General features: G+C 67.2%; 16 protein-coding genes. 2 read left to right on the forward strand and 14 right to left on the reverse strand.

All coding sequences use genetic code 11. From position 1 onward, the window contains the following. Positions 1–3: 3 nt before the first annotated feature. The 6 genes from ACQ86A_RS14960 to ACQ86A_RS14985 are packed head-to-tail and all read right to left on the reverse strand — an operon-like array spanning position 4 to position 6,893. Positions 4–858, reverse strand: a complete 855-nt coding sequence (locus tag ACQ86A_RS14960) for a PmoA family protein (protein WP_431280460.1) — start codon at positions 856–858, stop codon at positions 4–6. Next, the gene (locus ACQ86A_RS14965; protein ID WP_431277765.1) at positions 855–2,042 is read right to left on the reverse strand and encodes a Gfo/Idh/MocA family protein; all 1,188 of its coding nucleotides are present in this window, start codon (positions 2,040–2,042) and stop codon (positions 855–857) included. The genes ACQ86A_RS14960 and ACQ86A_RS14965 overlap by 4 nt, the downstream gene beginning before the upstream one ends. After that, positions 2,039–3,712: a hypothetical protein gene (locus ACQ86A_RS14970; RefSeq protein ID WP_431277766.1), complete on the reverse strand. Its 1,674-nt coding sequence runs from the start codon at positions 3,710–3,712 to the stop codon at positions 2,039–2,041. Before ACQ86A_RS14970 ends, ACQ86A_RS14965 begins: the two co-directional genes overlap by 4 nt. Continuing rightward, entirely contained in the window at positions 3,712–4,614 is a 903-nt protein-coding gene (locus ACQ86A_RS14975) for a carbohydrate ABC transporter permease (protein ID WP_431277767.1), read from the reverse strand. Before ACQ86A_RS14975 ends, ACQ86A_RS14970 begins: the two co-directional genes overlap by 1 nt. Next, positions 4,611–5,561, reverse strand: a complete 951-nt coding sequence (locus tag ACQ86A_RS14980; RefSeq protein ID WP_431277768.1) for a carbohydrate ABC transporter permease — start codon at positions 5,559–5,561, stop codon at positions 4,611–4,613. Before ACQ86A_RS14980 ends, ACQ86A_RS14975 begins: the two co-directional genes overlap by 4 nt. A 21-nt stretch (positions 5,562–5,582) precedes the next feature. Beyond that, entirely contained in the window at positions 5,583–6,893 is a 1,311-nt protein-coding gene (locus ACQ86A_RS14985) for an extracellular solute-binding protein (protein WP_431277769.1), read from the reverse strand. 435 nt (positions 6,894–7,328) lie between these two features. Here ACQ86A_RS14985 and ACQ86A_RS14990 point away from each other — a divergent pair, with 435 nt between their 5' ends. Next, positions 7,329–8,270, forward strand: a complete 942-nt coding sequence (locus ACQ86A_RS14990) for an ROK family protein (RefSeq protein WP_431277770.1) — start codon at positions 7,329–7,331, stop codon at positions 8,268–8,270. Between the two features lie 11 nt (positions 8,271–8,281). On the opposite strand, the gene ACQ86A_RS14995 is transcribed toward ACQ86A_RS14990, so the two are convergent. From ACQ86A_RS14995 to ACQ86A_RS15005, 3 genes are read right to left on the reverse strand one after another with little or no spacing between them, the layout of a single operon-like run. Beyond that, positions 8,282–9,088, reverse strand: coding sequence for an amino acid ABC transporter ATP-binding protein (locus ACQ86A_RS14995; RefSeq protein WP_431277771.1), 807 nt, complete (start codon positions 9,086–9,088; stop codon positions 8,282–8,284). Further along, positions 9,085–10,092 carry an amino acid ABC transporter permease gene (locus ACQ86A_RS15000; protein ID WP_431277772.1) on the reverse strand — a complete coding sequence of 336 codons (1,008 nt, stop codon included), beginning with the start codon at positions 10,090–10,092 and terminating at the stop codon, positions 9,085–9,087. Before ACQ86A_RS15000 ends, ACQ86A_RS14995 begins: the two co-directional genes overlap by 4 nt. Next, positions 10,092–10,991 (reverse strand): ABC transporter substrate-binding protein, encoded by a 900-nt coding sequence (locus tag ACQ86A_RS15005; protein ID WP_431277773.1) that lies wholly within the window; start codon positions 10,989–10,991, stop codon positions 10,092–10,094. The genes ACQ86A_RS15000 and ACQ86A_RS15005 overlap by 1 nt, the downstream gene beginning before the upstream one ends. A 245-nt stretch (positions 10,992–11,236) precedes the next feature. Between ACQ86A_RS15005 and ACQ86A_RS15010 the strand changes: the two genes are divergently transcribed. Next, positions 11,237–11,758 carry a GNAT family N-acetyltransferase gene (locus tag ACQ86A_RS15010; protein ID WP_431277774.1) on the forward strand — a complete coding sequence of 174 codons (522 nt, stop codon included), beginning with the start codon at positions 11,237–11,239 and terminating at the stop codon, positions 11,756–11,758. Positions 11,759–11,933: 175 nt separating this feature from the next. On the opposite strand, the gene ACQ86A_RS15015 is transcribed toward ACQ86A_RS15010, so the two are convergent. The 5 genes from ACQ86A_RS15015 to ACQ86A_RS15035 form a co-directional block, all read right to left on the reverse strand. After that, positions 11,934–13,406, reverse strand: a complete 1,473-nt coding sequence (locus tag ACQ86A_RS15015; protein WP_431277775.1) for an aromatic amino acid lyase — start codon at positions 13,404–13,406, stop codon at positions 11,934–11,936. Further along, positions 13,406–14,707: an NtaA/DmoA family FMN-dependent monooxygenase gene (locus tag ACQ86A_RS15020; protein ID WP_431277776.1), complete on the reverse strand. Its 1,302-nt coding sequence runs from the start codon at positions 14,705–14,707 to the stop codon at positions 13,406–13,408. Before ACQ86A_RS15020 ends, ACQ86A_RS15015 begins: the two co-directional genes overlap by 1 nt. A 28-nt stretch (positions 14,708–14,735) precedes the next feature. Continuing rightward, positions 14,736–15,758: a PLP-dependent cysteine synthase family protein gene (locus tag ACQ86A_RS15025; protein WP_431277777.1), complete on the reverse strand. Its 1,023-nt coding sequence runs from the start codon at positions 15,756–15,758 to the stop codon at positions 14,736–14,738. A 95-nt stretch (positions 15,759–15,853) separates the two neighbouring features. Then, complete coding sequence (locus tag ACQ86A_RS15030; protein ID WP_431277778.1) at positions 15,854–16,684, reverse strand: sulfurtransferase; 831 nt, start codon at positions 16,682–16,684, stop codon at positions 15,854–15,856. A gap of 111 nt (positions 16,685–16,795) precedes the next feature. Next, on the reverse strand, positions 16,796–17,785 hold the full coding sequence (locus ACQ86A_RS15035; protein ID WP_431277779.1) for a ribonucleotide-diphosphate reductase subunit beta: 990 nt from the start codon (positions 17,783–17,785) through the stop codon (positions 16,796–16,798). Between the last annotated feature and the right edge of the window lie 80 nt (positions 17,786–17,865).

Below are 17,865 nucleotides of genomic sequence, written 5' to 3' on the forward strand. Positions count from 1 at the left end.
GCTTCAGCCGGCCACCACGTACTCGATCTCGCGGCTGCTCGGCTCCCCGTCGACCACCCACAGACGCACGGCGAACTCGAGGTGCTCGCCGGGCGCGAGCACTGTCTCGCGCGAGAAGAACGGAGCGGGACCGAATCCGGGATACTCCTCAGAGCGGACGAACCAGGTCGCGTCTTGAGGCGTTCCGAGCACGACAGTCGCGGCACCGTCGGGGCGCGTCAGCGCGAGCCATCGAGCGGTCACGCCGAGCAGGTCGTCGGCGGGCACGAGCGACGATCGGTCCGTGCGTGCGCGGGAACCTCGGAAGGCGGGTGCGGCACGAAGGAACAGGCCGCCGTAGCCGGCGCCGACGCGTCCGTAGGCACCAGGGCTGCCGAGACGCAGGTCGGTCAGCGACCGCACGTGGGATGTCCAGTCGAGCGTCCAGCCGCCGCCCGCCTCCGCGACGTTCAGGGTCCGCTCTTCGTCGGCGACCGTCAGCCCCTCCGCGTCGAGCCAGGACAGATGCGACGAGATGCGGCCGTCGAGCGCATCCGCGGTCGCTGAGTCAGTGCGTATGCTGCCGTGGTCGTGCCTGTCGACGTAGCCGCCGGCGGCCCGATCCCAACTGCCGCCTCCCCACAGGTTCGACGGTCCGACCGACGGGACGGCGAGCGAGAGACCGTGGTGCCAGCGATGGTCGGCGGGACGGAAATCGGTGACGTCGATGCCGCCCACCGTGCGAAGCGGATGCACGTATGGGCGAGGCGACTGGTCTGGCTCCGTGCGAGGCGAGGCCACGTACCGGCCGACCGGACCAGTTCCGAGCCGCAGGTCGAAGCCGGACCCCTCGGACCACTCCCCCTCGGCGATGGTCATCGCCACGCGACGTCCGAGAGCTCCGAGAACAATGCCTCCGCTTCGACCGCGCGGCGCACCGCGGACTCGACGCCATCCAGAACGGGTCGACGGGCGGATCCGTGCCCTTCCCAGACGACGTGACTGACGTCGACGGGCGCGACGGGCGCATCCGTCACCGCCTCGATCACGCGCACGAAGCCCCCGGCGGCCGACAACGGAGACAGCAGCTCAGCCTCGGCACGACGGGCGGCGACGAGGTTCTCGAGAAGGTCGGTGCGCCCGAACCGTCGCTCCCTGCCGCCGATCGTGAGCCGGTCGGACGTGTACGAGAGCGCGGCGTCACCCTCGGTGCCTCGCACGATGATGACGGGTTCGGACTCGTGCGGGCCGGCCAGCGTGAAGGCGCACGTCAGCGTCCCGTCGAAGGTGACCGCGCCGAGCGCTGACGGGCGGATGCGGATGGCGGACGTGTCGTCGGCCTCGATCGGGTTCACGCGTCGCAGGTCCGTCTCGATCTCGCCGATCGCCCCGGGAGACTCCCAGCCGGCGATCCGCAGCGAGGTCATCACCGCATGGGCGAACGGGTTCGCGACGGCGCCATCGGCGACGCGCTGACCGTCCAGGTGACGACGACCGGCCCACCGCGAACGCGTCCAATAGCCGTGCGAGCGCGTCCACGACCCCGTCGCTCCGATGGCGAGCGGGGTGCCGAGCGCGCCCACCCGCAGCTCGCGCTGGAGCTCGGCCAAGGCGAGTGAACCGAGACTCTGGAAGCCGACCTGCACCATTCCGCCGGTCTCGGCCACGGCGGCTTCCAGCCGTGCGAGCGAGGCGAGCTCCGTCACGGGTGGCTTCTCGAGCAACACATCGGCCCCGGCGCGCAGGGCCGCGATCGCCAGCGCCGCGTGTGTCTGCAGCGGTGTCGCGACCACGACGATATCGACAGGGATGCGCCCGAGCAGTTCGTCCATACTGCGAAGCCGCACCGGCAGCCGCTCCTCGGGCAGATGCACCCCGTCGCGCACGAGCGGTCCGGGCTCCGGGTCCACCAGCGCAACGAGGCGCAGCAGCCCGCGGTCCTGCAGTTCGAGGGCGTTCAGGATGTGCGCCGTGCCGTATCCGTGCACGCCGACCACGGCGACGCGCGGCACGTCGAGCGCGCGGACAGACCGGGGAACGGCACCGCCTTCCAGCCGGGTCACGCGATCGCTCCCGTTCCGCGCTCGGCTCGCAGCCGCATCCGGAACCGCGCGGGTGTGGTGCCGCCGATCAGCAATCGGACACCGCCGACCGCATCGGTGCCGGAGAGGAAGGCGTAATCCTCGCCCGGAAAGTAGGACGCCGGATCGGCTGACGGCTCGAGGCCGACCAGTTCGACGTGAACGGCGTCGCCCCCGACGCGGTAACTCGCCGTCGCGCCGGTGAGCACGGAGGCGCCGTCTTCGGGCCGAGGAGCAGGCGAATCCAGCACGCCGCCGTCGCGAAAGCCCAGTTCGAGAGTCCAACCCAGCGGCGGCCCCGACAGGTCGACATCGAGGTCGACACCGCCGTCGCAGGGATGCGCGACGACACTCGTCGTCAGCGCCACCTCCTCCATCTCCCGATCGGCGAACGACATGGCTGCGGAGAACCGTCCCTCGTCGGCGAGCTCGTACACGCCGTCGGCGTGCCGACGCTCTGCGGAGAGCGGACCGTAGTAGCCGCTTACAGCCCGCTCACGCAGCTCGATCGAACCGTCCTCTCCCCGCCGGATTCCGTCGGCGCGGAACGGCCCGAGCCCGAAGAAGGTGCGTGAGAGCCTCACGGAGTCGAGGATCGCCGCGCCGGCCAGGAACCGCAAGAAAGTGGGGTCGACCGCGAGTCCCGAGCGGATACGCCGCTGCTGCGGGTAATCCGAGCCGCCGTAGACGACGAGCTCGGAGCGTTCTCCGCGCACGACGGCGAGGGACGTGGACGCGTGAACGGCAAGCTCATCGCGACGCGGCGCCCGCTCGGCTGGAAGCGTTTCGCCGAGCAGCGGATGCAGCAACAGCTCGGTCAGCAGCCCCGGGTCGTCGATGCCGTCGGCCGTGGCGAGCACCGCCGCCCAAGCGAAGTCGGGCCGCCCGGTCTCAACCGCGAGCAGGCGGTACGCCCAGAGATACCTCGACAAGGGGAACCGCGTCCCCTGGTCCTGGCGCCGCGACGGCAGCGTTTCGACCGAGCCGTCGGAGCCGATCAGAGAGAGCGTCAGCTCGAGATTGCGCTCGACGGGGACCCGCAACTCCGGCCGGTTCAGGATCTCGGCGAGCGCGAGCAGCGACGGGATGCTCACCGCCGTCGCGTAGTTGGGGCTGCGCTCCGAGAAGAAGCCGTCTCCGTCGATGTCGACGCCCTCGGCCAGCCACTCCTCTGCGCGCTCGACGAGTCGCGAGTCCGGGAACGACCGGTGGATGCGCGCCAGGGCGGAAGCCAGCTCCCACCGGTGATTCGGCGTGTGGACACCACCGCTCAGCAACGCTGGCGCCGCCTTCAGGATGATCGCACCGAGCGCATCCCGCAATGGAGAGGTCTCCGCCGGTCCATTCCGCAGGAGATGGTGGACATCGCACGCGTCGTTGATGGTGAACGCGCTGTCCGGTGGCGACTGCACGTTGTCCCCGCACTCGAAAAGTCCCGATTCGCCTTGGAGCTCAGCCAGCCGCTCGACGTGCTCGGTCGCCAGCGAGAGCGTGTCGGCCGACGCGCGGTCGGGAACGCCGACCGCCACCGAGACGAGTACCTTTGCCCGCCGCATGAGTTCGCGGTGCGGGAGTCCATCGGGGGGAACGGGCGTCTCGGAGGCACCGCGCGTGGCCGCGTCCTGAGCGGCCCTCACGAATGCGTCGTCCATCAGTCCTTCAATCCGGCGTTGATGTTGGCGTTCATCACGTACTTCTGGAACACAAGGTAGAGCAGGATCAGCGGGATGAGCGAGATCACCGACGCCCCGAGCAGGACAGACCAGTTGATGTTCTGAGCTCCCACGATGCTCTGGATCCCGATCTGGAGGGTGAACTTGTCGGGGTCGTTCAACACCAGCAACGGCCAGATGTAGTCGTTCCACCGCCACTGGAAGGAGAAGATCGCGAGCGTCAACATGATCGGCCGCGAGATCGGCACCATGATCCGGAAGAAGATGGCGAGCTCCCGGGCGCCGTCGATGCGCGCCGCCTCGATCAGCTCGTCGGGCACGGTGAGGAAGAAGGCCCGGAACATCAGCACGCCGGTCGCGGTGAGGATCGACGGCACGATGATTCCGGCGAGAGAGTTGTACAGCCCGAGGTCGCGCACGACGAGGAACGTCGGCGCCAGCATCACCTCGGTCGGGAGCATCGTCGTGGCCAGGATGCCGAGGAACAGGATCTTGAGCCAGCGGTTGTCGTACTTGGCCAGAGCGTATCCGGTGCAGCAGCTCGCGATCACGGTCAGCACCGTCGTCACGATCGCGACGATGAAGGTGTTGGCGAAGAACTGGTAGAAGTTGAAGCTGTTCCACGCGTCGATGTAGCCCTGAACGGTCCAGGATTTCGGCAGCAGCGTCAGCGGGAACGAGAACAGGTCCCCCGCCGGCTTGAACGAGCTGAGCACGAACCACAGCAGCGGGAAGCCGTACGCGACCGCGAGAATCCAGAGCAGCGTCGACGCCGAGATCGTGCGGCCGGTTGCGCGTGGTTTCCCGCCGCTCCAGCGCTTCCGCGGAGCCTGCCGGGTTGGGGCCGTCTCCACGCGAGGGGTGAGGGTGTTCGCAGTCATCGGCGTCGCTCCGTTTGGCGATTGACGGCCAGCTGGATGATCGCGATGGCCATCAGGATGATCATGAGTATGAAGCTGGCCGCGCTGGCGTAGCCGATCTGCCCCTGCTGGAAGCCGGTCTGGTAGATGTACTGAACCAGGAGGTTGTTGGATGTGCCCGGTCCGCCGTTGTTGAGCGACTGGAACAGCGCGTACTCCTTCATCGCGTTCAGCGTCGTCAGCAGAATCACGATGAACGATGTCGGAGCGATGCTCGGCAGGGTGATGTTACGGAAGAGCTGCCACGGACCGGCGCCGTCGAGGGCGGCCGCCTCGTAGTAGGAGACGGGAACGTTCTTGATCGCCGCGATGAACAGCAGCATCGAGAAGGCCGTGCCGCCCCAAGTCGCGGCGATCACCACGACGAGCAGCGAGAGATCCGCGTTCGACTGCCACGGGACGGCCTTGCCGCCGACCGACTCGATGAGAAAGTTCACGAGCCCGAAGTTCTCGCCGAACAGCCAGCGCCAGATCACACCGCTGACGATCGGCGAGATCAGCCACGGCACGAAGAAGATGATGCGCGCGACGAGCTTTCCTCGTGAGTACGCGCTCACCATCAGGTTCGCGACGAGCAGGGAGAAGACGAAGCTCGTGGGAACGACGAGCAGCGTGAACAGGATCGTCCGGCCGAGCGCCGCGTAGAACGCGGAGTCCCCGAACAGCTGCTCGTAATTGGCGAGCCCGACGAAGTTGAAGGAACCCACGCCGGTGTAGTCGGTGAACGAGTACAGCAGCCCGATCACCGCCGGCCACGCGAAGAACACCGCGAAGAGCACGACGTTCACCGCCACGAGCACGAGCGGCGCGAACCGGTAGTGGTTCAACCGCGGCGCCCGCCCGCGCGGGATGCTGGGCCGAGCCGTTGGTCGCGTCTCAGCCGTGCGAGGCGCAGTGGTTCCGGTCACCGACATGGGTCCTTCCCTCCGCTACTTGCCGACCTGCTTGTTGTAGCCGTCCACGATGTTCTTCAGAGCATCCGCCGACGACTGCTGGCCGTTGATCGCCTTGCCGAGCTCGGTCACGGTCGGATCGGTCGTGAGCGACTTGCCGGAGAGGGCCCAGCCGGTCTGCGCCTGCAGGAAGTACCCCGAGACCGGCTTGTACAGGGCGATCTCCTTGTTGTACAGAGTGAAGGCGTCCTGTGCGGCCTGAGAGGTGAAGCTGTACTTCACGTCGAGTCCCGTCTCCACGGGGAGGTAGCCGTTCGTCTCGGCGAGCTTCTTGTACTGAGCCGGCTCGTACATCCACGACAGGAAGTCCTTGGCTGCCTTGCCCTTGGCGTCGCTGTTCTGGAAGCCGACCATCAGGCCACCCGCGTTGACATCGGCAGCCTGGACGGGCTGGGCCGGGGTCGGAACGCTCGCCCAGTCGAACGAGGTGATGCTCTCCGCGAAGGCCGACACCTGCCACACTCCCGACCAGTACGCCGCGACCTGTCCGCTCTGGAAGAGCGCCGACGGGTCGGCGCCGCTGGTCCAGACCGACTTGGGCATCGTGGTGTCGTCGTTCAGCCCGACGAAGTAGTCGACGGCCTTCTTGGTCGCGCTATCGGCCGAGAAATTCCCGTCGGAGCCGGCCTGCATGTACTTGCCGCCCATCTCGTAGACCATGGCCCTCAGTCGCGACGGCGATGCGTCGTAGACGAGCGAGTACTTGGCTCCGGTCGACTCGCGCACCTTGTTCGCGGCCGAGACGAACTCGGTCCAGGTCCAGGTCTTGTCTGGCGAGGTGGGGAATGTGACACCCGCCTTCTCCCACAGCGACTTGTTGATGAAGAGGCCGGTGGAGGTCACGTCGGACGGGATCGCCAGGGCCTTGCCCTTCGCATCCTTCGCCACGTAGCTCTGGTTGATGTTGTTCGCCTTGTCGGCGGCGATGGAGCTGAGGTCGACGATCTTGTTCTTCCAGATCGGGTCGATGGCGGGCACGTCGGCGACGTCTGGGAGCGCGTTCGCCTGGGCCGCATTGTGGAGCTTGGCCGAGTATCCGGAGTACGGGATGTTCACGACGTTGACCTCGACCCCCGTCTTCGCGTTGTAGTCCGTGGCGAGCTGGTCGAAGCCCTTCTGCTGAGCGGCACTGGAGGATACCCAGAGCGTCAGCTTCTTGACGTCGTCCCCCGAGCCGGAGCCCGAGGCGGAGCAGCCCGCCAGAGCGATCCCGGTCGCGGCGACGATGGCGGCGGCGGCCAGCAGCCGTCGTCGGGGAGTTCTTCCAAAGCGTGATGTGAGAGTCATCGTTGAGTCCAAATCGTTCGAGAAGGTGCCGACGGCCGCGAATCAGCAAACCGTTGCAGGCTTTTCTATCACTACGATAGATAAAGAACAAGGAAAACTTCGCACATGGAGTGACGGATTCTGTGCGCGCCGCTTGTCAACTGGCGTGAACGTACGCGAAGATTCGATCAGAGCGATCTGAAAAGGGGGACGGATGAACGCCTCGACCACGCCGCGGACCGCGACGACGCGCGACGTCACGGAGATCAACCGCACCGCGATCCTCGACCTCGTGCGCACCGCGGGGCCACTGTCGAGGCGCGACATCCGGGGCCGCACGGGACTCGGCTCAGCGACCGTCGAACGGCTCACCCAGGCGATGATCGAAGACGGCCACCTCGAAGTCGCCGGGCTCGATCGCTCCTCCCCGGTCGCCCATCCAGTCTGCTGCGCTTCGTGTCGAGCCATCGCGCGATCGCTGCCGTCGACGTCACGGAGGCCAATGCCCGCGGCCGGATCGTCGATCTCGCCGGAATCGTCCTCTACGAGTTCAACCGGCCGTTCCGGTTCGACGGCGTCGACCCGGCGACGGCCAGGCTGGATGGCGTGCTCGACCTCGTCGACCACCTCATCGAGCAGGCGCCGGCGGTTCACGCACCGATCACCGGAATCGGTATCGCCCTCCCGGGCATCACCGACGAGGGCTACGTCACGAAGGCTAGCGAGCTGGAGTGGCGGGATGTGCCGATCGCCGACATCCTCCGAGAGCGCACGGGCTTGCCCGTTATCGCCGAGAACGACGCCAACGCCAGCGTCTACGGCGAGTACCTGCACGGTGCCGCCCGGGGCGAGCAGAGTGCGATCGCCCTCGTGCTCGGCACAGGTATCGGTGCCGGCATCGCCAGCGAGGGACGCATCCACCGCGGCTTCCGCTCGGCCGCGGGCGAGGTCGGCTACCTGCTCACGTCCACCGCATCCTTCACGCGGTACTTCACCGACCACGGCGACGCCGAGAACGCCATCGCGAACGAGCTCGCACCCTGGGTCGACCGCACCCGACCGCACGTCGACCGCAGGATCGGCCCGGCCTTCCGCCGCATGATGGCCGAGGTCGAGACCGGCGACGCTGACGCGGCTCGCGCCCGCGACGACTTCTTCGACCACATCGCGCTGGTCTGCGCGGCGATCTCCGTCGTGCTGGCACCGAGCGTCATCGTGCTCGCCGGAGCGTTCGCACAGTACAGCGACCTGTCGGTCGAGCAACTGAGCCGGCGCCTGGTCGGCCGCATCCCGTCGCCGCCGCGGCTCGCCGCGAGCAGCCTGCGCTTCGACGCCGCGATCACCGGGATAGGCGAACTCGCGATCGCTCGTGCGCGCGAGTCCACCTACCTGGTCTGAGCGGACCCGGCCTAGAGCACCTTCGAGAGGAAGGCCTGGGTGCGGGCGTGCTGCGGATTGGCGAGCACCTCGCGGGGGTCACCGGATTCCACGACGACGCCGCCGTCCATGAACACGATCTCGTCGGCCACCTCGCGGGCGAACCCCATCTCGTGGGTGACGACGATCATGGTCATTCCGGATGCGGCGAGCTCCTTCATCACGTCGAGCACCTCGCCGACGAGCTCGGGGTCGAGCGCCGACGTCGGCTCGTCGAAGAGCATGAGCTTCGGGTCCATCGCGAGGGCGCGAGCGATCGCCACACGCTGCTGCTGGCCACCCGAGAGGTGCGCCGGATAGTGGTCGCCCTTGTCACCGAGGCCGACGCGTGCGAGCAGTTCCTGAGCGCGTGCCGCTGCCTGCGACTTCGGCACGCCCTTCACCCGCATCGGCGCCTCCATCACGTTCTCGAGGGCGGTCATGTGCGGGAAGAGGTTGAACCTCTGGAACACCATCCCGATCTCGCGGCGCTGCTTCGAGGCCTCCTTGGGCTTCAGCTCGTACAGCTTGTCGCCGTGCTGCCGATAGCCGACGAGCTGGCCGTCGACGGAGAGCCGGCCCGCATCCACACGCTCGAGGTGGTTGATGCACCGCAGGAACGTGGACTTTCCGGATCCCGACGGGCCGACGATGCAGAGCACTTCGCCAGGCTTCACCGACAGCGAAATGCTCTTCAGCACCTCGTTGGAGCCGAAGCTCTTGGAGACGCCGTCGGCGAGCACCATCGGGACGCCGGTGGTCGAGGGTGTGTTGCTGCTTGTCAGGGTCGAGTCGCTCATCCCTTGCCTCCGAGGTCGTTGCCGGTGGGTCCTTCGATGCTGGCAGCCGCGATCGCGCCGGTCACGCCGCCGCCATCACCGCGGTCGGGCCGCCGCGCCGAGACGCCGCGGGAGAACCGCTTCTCAAGGAAGTACTGGCCTACCATCAGGATCGACGTGAACAGCAGGTACCAGAGCGACGCGACGATCAGCAGCGGAATGGGCGTGAACGTCACCGCGGAGATGTCGCGCGCGACGCCGTAGAGGTCGGTGGTCAGCGGGATGGCCGCGACCAGCGACGTGGTCTTCAGCATCGAGATGACCTCGTTGCCGGTCGGCGGGATGATGACGCGCATCGACTGGGGGATGACGATGCGGGCCATGGTCTGACCCCACGACATCCCGAGAGCGGTCGCCGCCTCCTCCTGTCCGGCGTCGACCGAGAGCAGGCCGGCGCGCACGATCTCAGCCATGTACGCCGCTTCATTGAGGGCCAGACCGATGATCGCAATGACGAACGCGTTCTGCATGAAGTTGAGGTCGAGCGTCACGCCGAAATCGGTCCACGGAACCCCGAGGAAGATCTGCGGGTAGATCAGGGAGAAGAGACCCCAGAACACCAGCTGCACGTACACAGGCGTGCCGCGGAAGATCCAGAGGTACAGCCAGGCGACCGACTTCACGACCGGGTTCGGCGAGAGGCGCATGACCGCGAGAATGAGGCCGAGGATCACGCCGATGATCATCGAGTAGACCGTCAGTTGCAGGGTGACGAGCGCAGCAGCGCTGATGCGTCGGTCGAAAATATACTTGGCGACGTTCGGCCAGCCGTACGCCTCGCGCTGGGAGGCATCGATGATGAACCAGACGAGGAGCAGGATGAGCACTGCGGCGATGACGATCCGCCACGGGTGCCGCAGCTTGATCGCCTTGATCGGCTCAGACGTCGCAGGTGAGGCGGGGTGCCGGCCGGCGACGGGGTGCCCGTCGCCGACCGGTCCTGGTTTCCCAGGGACATGGTTCATCAGCCCTTCGAAGCTGCGTTGACGTCGACCGTCTTGACGGCTCCGTCGGAGACGCCCCACTTGTCGAGGATCTTGCCGTAGGTGCCGTCGTCGATCAGAGCCTGGATGGTCTTCTGGATGACGGGGGTCAGCTTCGAGTCCTTGGCGACCGGGATGCCGTACGGTGCGACCTCGAACGCCTTGCCGGCCTCCTGGAGCTTGCCCTCCGACTTGGAGATCGCGTAGAGGGTGACGGGCGAGTCGGCGCTGAGCGCGTCTGCCTTGCCGAGGATGACGGCGTTGGTCGCGTCGTCCTGGTTGTCGTAGCGCAGCACCTCGACGGCCGGCTTGCCGGCGTCGGTGCAGGCCTTCGACTTGGCCGGGACCTCATCGGTGTCCTCATAGGTGGTCGACTGCACGGCGACCTTCAAGCCGCACGCGTTGTCGGGGTCGACCGTCTTGCCCTTCGCCGAAGCCCACATGATTCCGGCCGTGTAGTAATTGACGAAGTCGACCTGCTGCTCGCGCTCAGTCGTGTCGGTGAACGACGACATTCCGATGTCATCCTTGCCACCGGCGACGCTCGGGATGATGTTGTCGAATTTGGCGATCGCAAATTTGACCTTGAGACCGAGCTTGGCTGCGATGGCGTTCGTCAGTTCCACCTCCCAGCCGACCGGGTTGCCGTTGTCGTCCTTGAACTCGTTCGGCGGGTACGTGTCGTCCATGCCGACGGTGAGTGTGCCCGCCGACTTGATCTTCTCGGGAAGCTGGGACGCGAGGCTGTCGTCCTTCTTCACATCAGAGGAGCTCGACGCTGAGCCGCCGCTGGAGGGGGTGGAGTTGTCGACACAGCCGGTCAGCGCGAGCGCGGCGATGGCGACGAAGGCGGCCACGGGGGCCACGGTACGGATGCGCATGTGTTGATGTCCTTCTTCCGGGTGCAAGGGGGTACTGGATTTCCGAGTGCAGGGGCGTCTGAAACACAGTAGGTGGAGCATACCTCAGCCGCCGCGCGGTACATTCACACTAATTCACGCGTGCAACGCCGTTTTTCGCAGAGATTTCGATCTTGTTTCGTGATTTATTGCACGGAATCCGTCGTCGATGACGAACTGTGAAACCGGAAGAGGCACGCACGCGCCCCGCGCGTTATCGTCGAATCGTGACCGAATCGTCAACCGATTTCGCGGCGTCGGCCGTGGTAATCGTCACCAGCCCGACCGACCCTCAAGCCGCGCCGCTCGTCGAGGAGCTCTCGCGCGAGTACGACGAGCGCTACGGACTCAACGACGGAATCCCCTCGTCAGCCGAACTCTCCCGCTATCCGGCCGAGGTGTTCAGCGCCGCAAAGGGTGGAACGTTCATCCTTCTGCAGGTCGACGGTCAGTCGGTCGCCGGTGGAGCCTTCATGCGAGAGGACCCGGATTCAGAAGACGCGGAGACGGTCGAGATCAAGCGGGTCTGGACCCACTCCGGATACCGCCGCCGCGGCCTCGCGCGCCGCGTGATGGCGGAGCTGGAGGACGAGGCACGTCGCCGGGGCGTCCGCACCGTCGTGCTGACGACGGGCGCGCGGCAGCCCGAGGCGGTCGCGCTCTACCTCTCCCTCGGCTACGAACCTGAGTTCGACCTCGACGCCGACTGGGAAGAGCTCTCGTACCTCAGCTTCCGCAAACCGCTGTAGCCGCTCGCCCGCGTCCGGCATCCCTCTGCGTAGCCCGCCCCCTGTCTGCCCCCTCTTCCCCTCCCTTCCCCTCCCCATCCGTCGAATGTGGAGTTTCTACCGTTTTCGGGGCACGAAAACCGTAGAAACTCCACATTCGACGGTGCGCGGGATGCGGGAGGGGCGAGCGCGCGGGTCAGAGCTGGGTGGCGAGCAGGTTCTGGGCGGCGGGGACGAGGTCGGCGGATGCATGGCCTTGCGCGATGAGCGCATCCAGGGCCGCATAGGTGGGCGCGGTTGCAGCCCCGGTGGGGGCGCCTCCCGTCACACGGAGGGCGTCGGCGGCGTGCAGGGCCTCGATCGCGAGCACCTCGCCTGTCAGGGCGAGCGAGCGCTGCAGGAGTCGCAGTGCCACGGGCGCGAGGGTCGCGTGATCCTCGACGCCGGAGAGCGTCGTGATGCCGAGCGTCGCCGGAGCGGCGAGCTGGCGCAGTTCGGCGACCGCCGATGCGGCCGAGTAAAGCAGCAGCCCCGGTACACGGGTCTCCCCCGCGGCGCGGGCCGGGGCCAGCGCAAGCGAGTGAGCGGCAGCGCGGCGCTCGGAGGCCGACCCGACATGCGCCAGCACGAGCCGAAGTGCCTCGAAAGCGAGCGCGAGCGGGAGCGCCTGAAAGTTGCCTCCCGACGCCATGCTGTCGCTGGCGATATCCACGACCGGGTTGTCGGTGCGGGCCGCGAGCTCTCGATCGAGCTCCGAGTACGCCCGGTCGACGGATTCGCGGAACGCCCCATGGATCTGCGGGGCCGATCGGAACGAGAGCGGATCCTGCACCGAGACCGAGCGGTCCGGCTGTTCGAGAACACTCCCCCAGATCGCGGCCCGGATCGCGGCCGCCGAGGCCTGCTGGCCCGGCCCACTCCGCGCATCCGAAACCAGCGCACTGTACGGGCTGAGATTGCCTGCCGGACCCGATGCGGCAACGGCCTCGAGCGACAGCGCAACCGTCAGATCGGCGACGGAGGTGAGCGAGCGCGCCTCGGTAACAGCGAGCGACCCGACGCCGATGCTGTACGCGTTCGAACTCAGCACCGCCAGGCCCTCGTGCGGTGCGAGCTCGATCGGCGACAAACCGGCGGCAGCGAGAGCCGTGGCCGCATCCACGATGGCTCCGGATGCGTCGAACGCGCGACCCGCGCCGGTCACCACCGCCGCGACCTCCGCAAGCTGTGTCAGGTCCGCCGCCCCGACCGAACCGCGAGAGGGGATCACCGGATGCACGCCCCGGTCGAGCAGCCCCGCATACGCTTGCGCGAGCTCCGGTCGCACCCCGGATCCGCCACGCGTGAACCCGATCAGACGTGCCGCGATGAGCGCCCGCGCCTCACGGAGTGTCAGGGCCTCGCCCACGCCGCCCCGGTGGTTCGCGATCGTGCGGCGCTGGAATTCGGCGAACTCCGACGGATCGACAGCCGTATCGCGACCGGCGCCTAGCCGTCGGTTGAGGCCGTAGACGGGCTTGCCCGAGGCGATGGCCCGCTCGACTACCGCGCGCGACTCTGCCAAGAGGGCCAGCACATCCGGCGCCAACGAGACTTTGGCCCCGTCGGCGAGCGCGACGACGTCAGCCACCGTCGGCGCAGCCTCGGTCAGTTCGACGACCGCCGTCATCAGAACTCCAGGAGGTTCTGCCGCAATCCCCCGCCGCCGAAGCCCGTGCGGATGAGGCCGCGGCGTCGCAGTGCGGGCACCAGGGCATCCAATGTGCGATGCACGTGCGCCGGATGCACCTGACCGGTGAAGAGGAAGCCGTCGCCGCCGACCGCGCTGCCGAGTTCGCCCAGGTGATCGGCGATCTCATCCGCGGTGCCGACGATCGCCAGCCCGTCCTTCTTCGCGCGCACCTGCAGGATCTCGCGCAGGGTCGAACCGGCCGGTGCCGACTTCACGAAGTTGTCCAGGGTTCCCTGATTGCTGTTGGTGGTGAGGTCTGGCAGCGGTTCGTCGAGGTCGAACGTCTTGAAATCGACGCCGCTGAGATAGGAGATGGACTGCAGCTGCTCGTCGATCGCCGCCTGCGTCAGCTCGGCGCGGGCCGCTCGGACGCTCGCGGTCTCCTCGGCGTTCGCGGTGACCACCGGGTTGACGACGAACAGCACCTTCACCGAGTCAGGGTGGCGGCCGTTCGCGAGAGCGACCTCACGGATGGAGTCGCGGTACTCGCGCATCCGCTCGGCCGTGGAGGCGAGGGCCAGGATGACGTCGGAGTTCTTGCCCGCGAAATCACGTCCGCGGCCCGAGGCTCCGGCCTGCACCATGACCGGCTCGTCGGCGGCGGGGACTGTGTTCAAGGGCCCGCGCACCTTGAAGAAGCGACCGTCGTGGTCGATCGTGTGCACCTTGGTGAAGTCGGCGTAGACGCCGCGCTCCACATCCTCGAGCACCGCATCCTGATCCCAGCTGCGCCACAGCTTGCGCACCACGTCGACCCACTCGTCGGCCCGGTCGTAGCGGAGGTCGTGGTCGACCTGCTTGTCGAGACCGTAGTTCTGCGCTGCGAGGTCGGAGCCGCTCGTAACCACGTTGAATCCGAGGCGGCCGTTCGCGAAGTGCTGAAGAGTGGAGAGTAGCCGCGCTGCGGTGAACGGCTCGTAGAAGCTCGCACTCAGCGTGGGCACGATGCCGAGATTCTCGGTCGCGCCGAGCAGGTACGGGACCAGGGGCAACGGATCGTGCTTGGGCACGAAGCGCGCGGCTGCGAGGTTCACTTCCGCGGTTCCACCGTAGGTGTCGGGTACGGCGACCCCGTCTTCGATGATGAAGAGGTCGAGACCGCTCGCCTCGAACAGGCGGGCGGCATCCTGATACACCTGCGGCTGTTTCCAGTCGTAACCGATGCCGTAGCTCGGGTCACCCCAGCCCTGCACGCCGAAGCCCGCGCCAAGGAACCATCCGAAGTGGAGAAGGGACATATCTGCTTTCCGACTGCTCGTCTTCAGGCTACTCGGCGCCCGCGAGACCGGCAGAGGCCAGCCACTCGGCGTCGAACGCCTTGGTCAGGTAGTTGATGCCGCCGTCGGGAGCGATCGCGACGACGACGGATCCCGCAGGCGCCGTGCGCGCGGTGCGTAGCGCGGCAGCGACCGCAAGGCCCGACGACGGGCCGAGTAAGAGGGCCTCCTCCGCGGCGAGGCGGTGAACCGTGTCGTACACAGTTCTGTCATCGAGGGTGAGCACCTCGTCGACCACTGCCCGGTCGAAGGTCTCGGGCCAGTAGTCGCGCGGCCAGGCCGTTCCGACGCCGTCGACCAGAATGCTCCCCGCCGGGCCGTCGCCGTACGTCGAGCCGACCGGGTTGGCTCCGATCACGCGGACCGCGCCGGCGCTCACATCCTTCAGGTACCGCCCGGTTCCGCTGATGGTGCCGCCTGTACCGATGGATGCGACGAAGTGAGTGACCCGGGCCGCCGTCTGCCGCCAGATCTCCGGGCCGGTCCCCAAATAATGAGCGGCAGGATTCGCGGCATTCGCGAACTGCGTCGGTCGCCACGATCCCGATACCTCGACGGCGATGCGATCGGCCACCGCGCGTGGGTTGGCCGGGTCACTCGGGGCTGCTTCCCAGTCGGCCTCGACCAGCCGGGCGCCGTAGGCCGAGAGCACCTTGCGCTTCTCATCGGAGATGTCCGCGCTGTGCACGATGATGACGGGGTGGCCGGTCAGCCGCCCGATGAGTGCCAGGCCGATCCCCGTGTTGCCCGACGTCGCTTCGACGATCGTTCCGCCCGGTGCGAGTGCCCCTGAGGCCTCCGCCGTGCGGATCATGTTGAGCGCGATCCGGTCTTTGGACGACCCGCCGGGGTTGCGTCCCTCGAGCTTCACCAGCACTCGCGACTCGAGCCCGCGCGTGAGGGAGTGCAATTCGACGACGGGGGTGTTCCCGATCAAGCTCGCGACCGAGTCGAACACCTCGTCGGCGGGCACAGGATGCGCCTCGCTCGGGCGCACATGGACAGCGGTCATGGAGCGACACTAGGCTTCTTCGGTCCCGCTCGCTCGGCTGTTGCCGACTGTTACGCGCTGGCTCCGCGCCGGTCAGGCACGGTTAGACGGAAGCGTCAGGCGCCGGTGGCGACCGGGCGGGCCGGGTCGTTCGACCAGGCGGACCACGAACCGGGATACAGGGCAGGCGCGAATCCTGCGACCTCCAGCGCGAGCGCCTCGTGGGCGGCGGTGACGCCCGATCCGCAGTAGACGCCGATGGGCGCATCCGGAGTCAGTCCGAGAGCGGCGAATCGCTCGGCCAGCACGGACACCGGGAGCATCCGCCCGTCGGCGTCGAGATTGTCGCCCGCCGGCGCACTCACTGCGCCAGGGATGTGGCCGGCCTTCGGGTCGACCGGTTCGACCTCGCCGCGGAAGCGTTCGGCGGCCCGGGCGTCGAGGAGCACACCGTGCGCCGCCAGCTCGGCTGCCGCATCCGCATCGAGCGTCGGGAGCGAACCGTAAGTCAGTCGCGCGCTCCCCGGGCTCGGGATGTTCGACCCGGTCTCGAGGGCACCCCCGGCCGTGCTCCACGCAGCTAGACCACCGTCGAGCACACGCACATCCGGAAAACCAGCGTGCCGTAGCAGCCACCAGGCGCGAGCCGCGGAAAGGCCGGAGACATCGTCGTAGACGACCACGGCGTCCCCGTCGTCGAGACCCCAGCGCCGTGCGGCGGCCTGGAAGTCGGCGATCGGGGGCAACGGGTGGCGCCCATCCGTCGGCTCGACGTGGCCGGCCAGCTCGGTGTCGAGGTCGACGTATACCGCTCCCGGAATGTGACCGCGTTCGTACTCGGGCTGGCCGGGCGGGCCACCCAGCTTCCAGCGCACATCGAGCACGCGCGGGGGTCGGGATGCGGTCAGAACGTCGGCGAGTTCACTCGCGTCGATCAGCGGAGTCACCCGACCATCCTGAACCACGAAACGCTGCCCGAACAAACGAGTGGTCCCGAATCGCCGTGCGATCAGTCGATCACACGGCGATTCGGGACCACTCGATGGAGAGACCGCGGGTCAGTGGCCGGTGGAGGCCTTCGCGTTCGACTCGTAGGAGGTGTTCGTGGACTCGAAGAAGTTCACGAGCTCCAGGGTGTCGTTGGCAGTCGCCATCCACTTGGCCGGGTTAGCGACCTTGTACTCGGCCTCGAAGCCGAGCTCCTCGAGACGGCGGTCGGCCAGGTACTTCACGTACTGGTTGATGTAGTTGGCGTTGAGGCCCAGGATGCCGCCGGGCAGCAGGTCCCGGTTGTACTGCTCCTCCATCTCGACCGCGTCGAGGATCATCTGGCGGATCTCGTTCGCGAACTCCTCGGTCTGCAGGTCGGGGTTCTCTTCGAGCACCGTCAGGATGAGGTTGATCCCGAACTTGAGGTGCAGCGACTCGTCGCGCACCACCCAGTCGATCAGCGAGCCGAAGTTGCGCAACAGGTTGCGCTGACGGAACGACAGCGCGACCATGAAGCCCGAGTAGAACCAGATCCCCTCGAGGATCACGTTGTACGCGACCAGGTTGCGGATGAAGTCCTGCTTGCCCTCGGTGGTGGTGATGTCGAGGGTCTGCTCGGTCATCCGCTTGATGAACTTGACCTCGAACTCCTCCTTGCGGGCCATCGACGGCACGTCGACGTGGGAGTTGTAAGCCTGTGCGCGGTCGATCGGGAACGTCTCGAGGACGTACTCGAAAGACATGCAGTGGTTGGCCTCTTCCCACATCTGCTTGGCGAGGTAGAGGTGCGCCTCGGCCGCCTGCAGGTAGGGGTAGACGCCGAACGCCAGAGCCTTGTTCACCAGGAGCTCGTTCGGGTTGAAATAGCTCATCAGGAAGGTGATGGCGTGACGCTCTTCGTCGGTCATCCGCTTGAAGTCGGCGATGTCCTCACCGAGCTGGATCTCGTTCGGGAACCACGTGTTCGCAACGGCCTGGTCGTACAGGTCCATCGCCCACTTGTACTTGACCGGCTTCAGCAGCAGGCCTTCTTCGATTCCTGTTCCCAGAATCCCCATGGTGTTTCTTTCTCCTCAAACTCTCGCGACGGATGCGCTGGACGCTACTGGCAGGACTCGCACTGCAGTTCGTCCATCGG

This window comes from Leifsonia poae (assembly GCF_050632195.1).
In the GTDB taxonomy this organism is placed as follows: Bacteria; Actinomycetota; Actinomycetes; order Actinomycetales; family Microbacteriaceae; genus Leifsonia; species Leifsonia poae_C.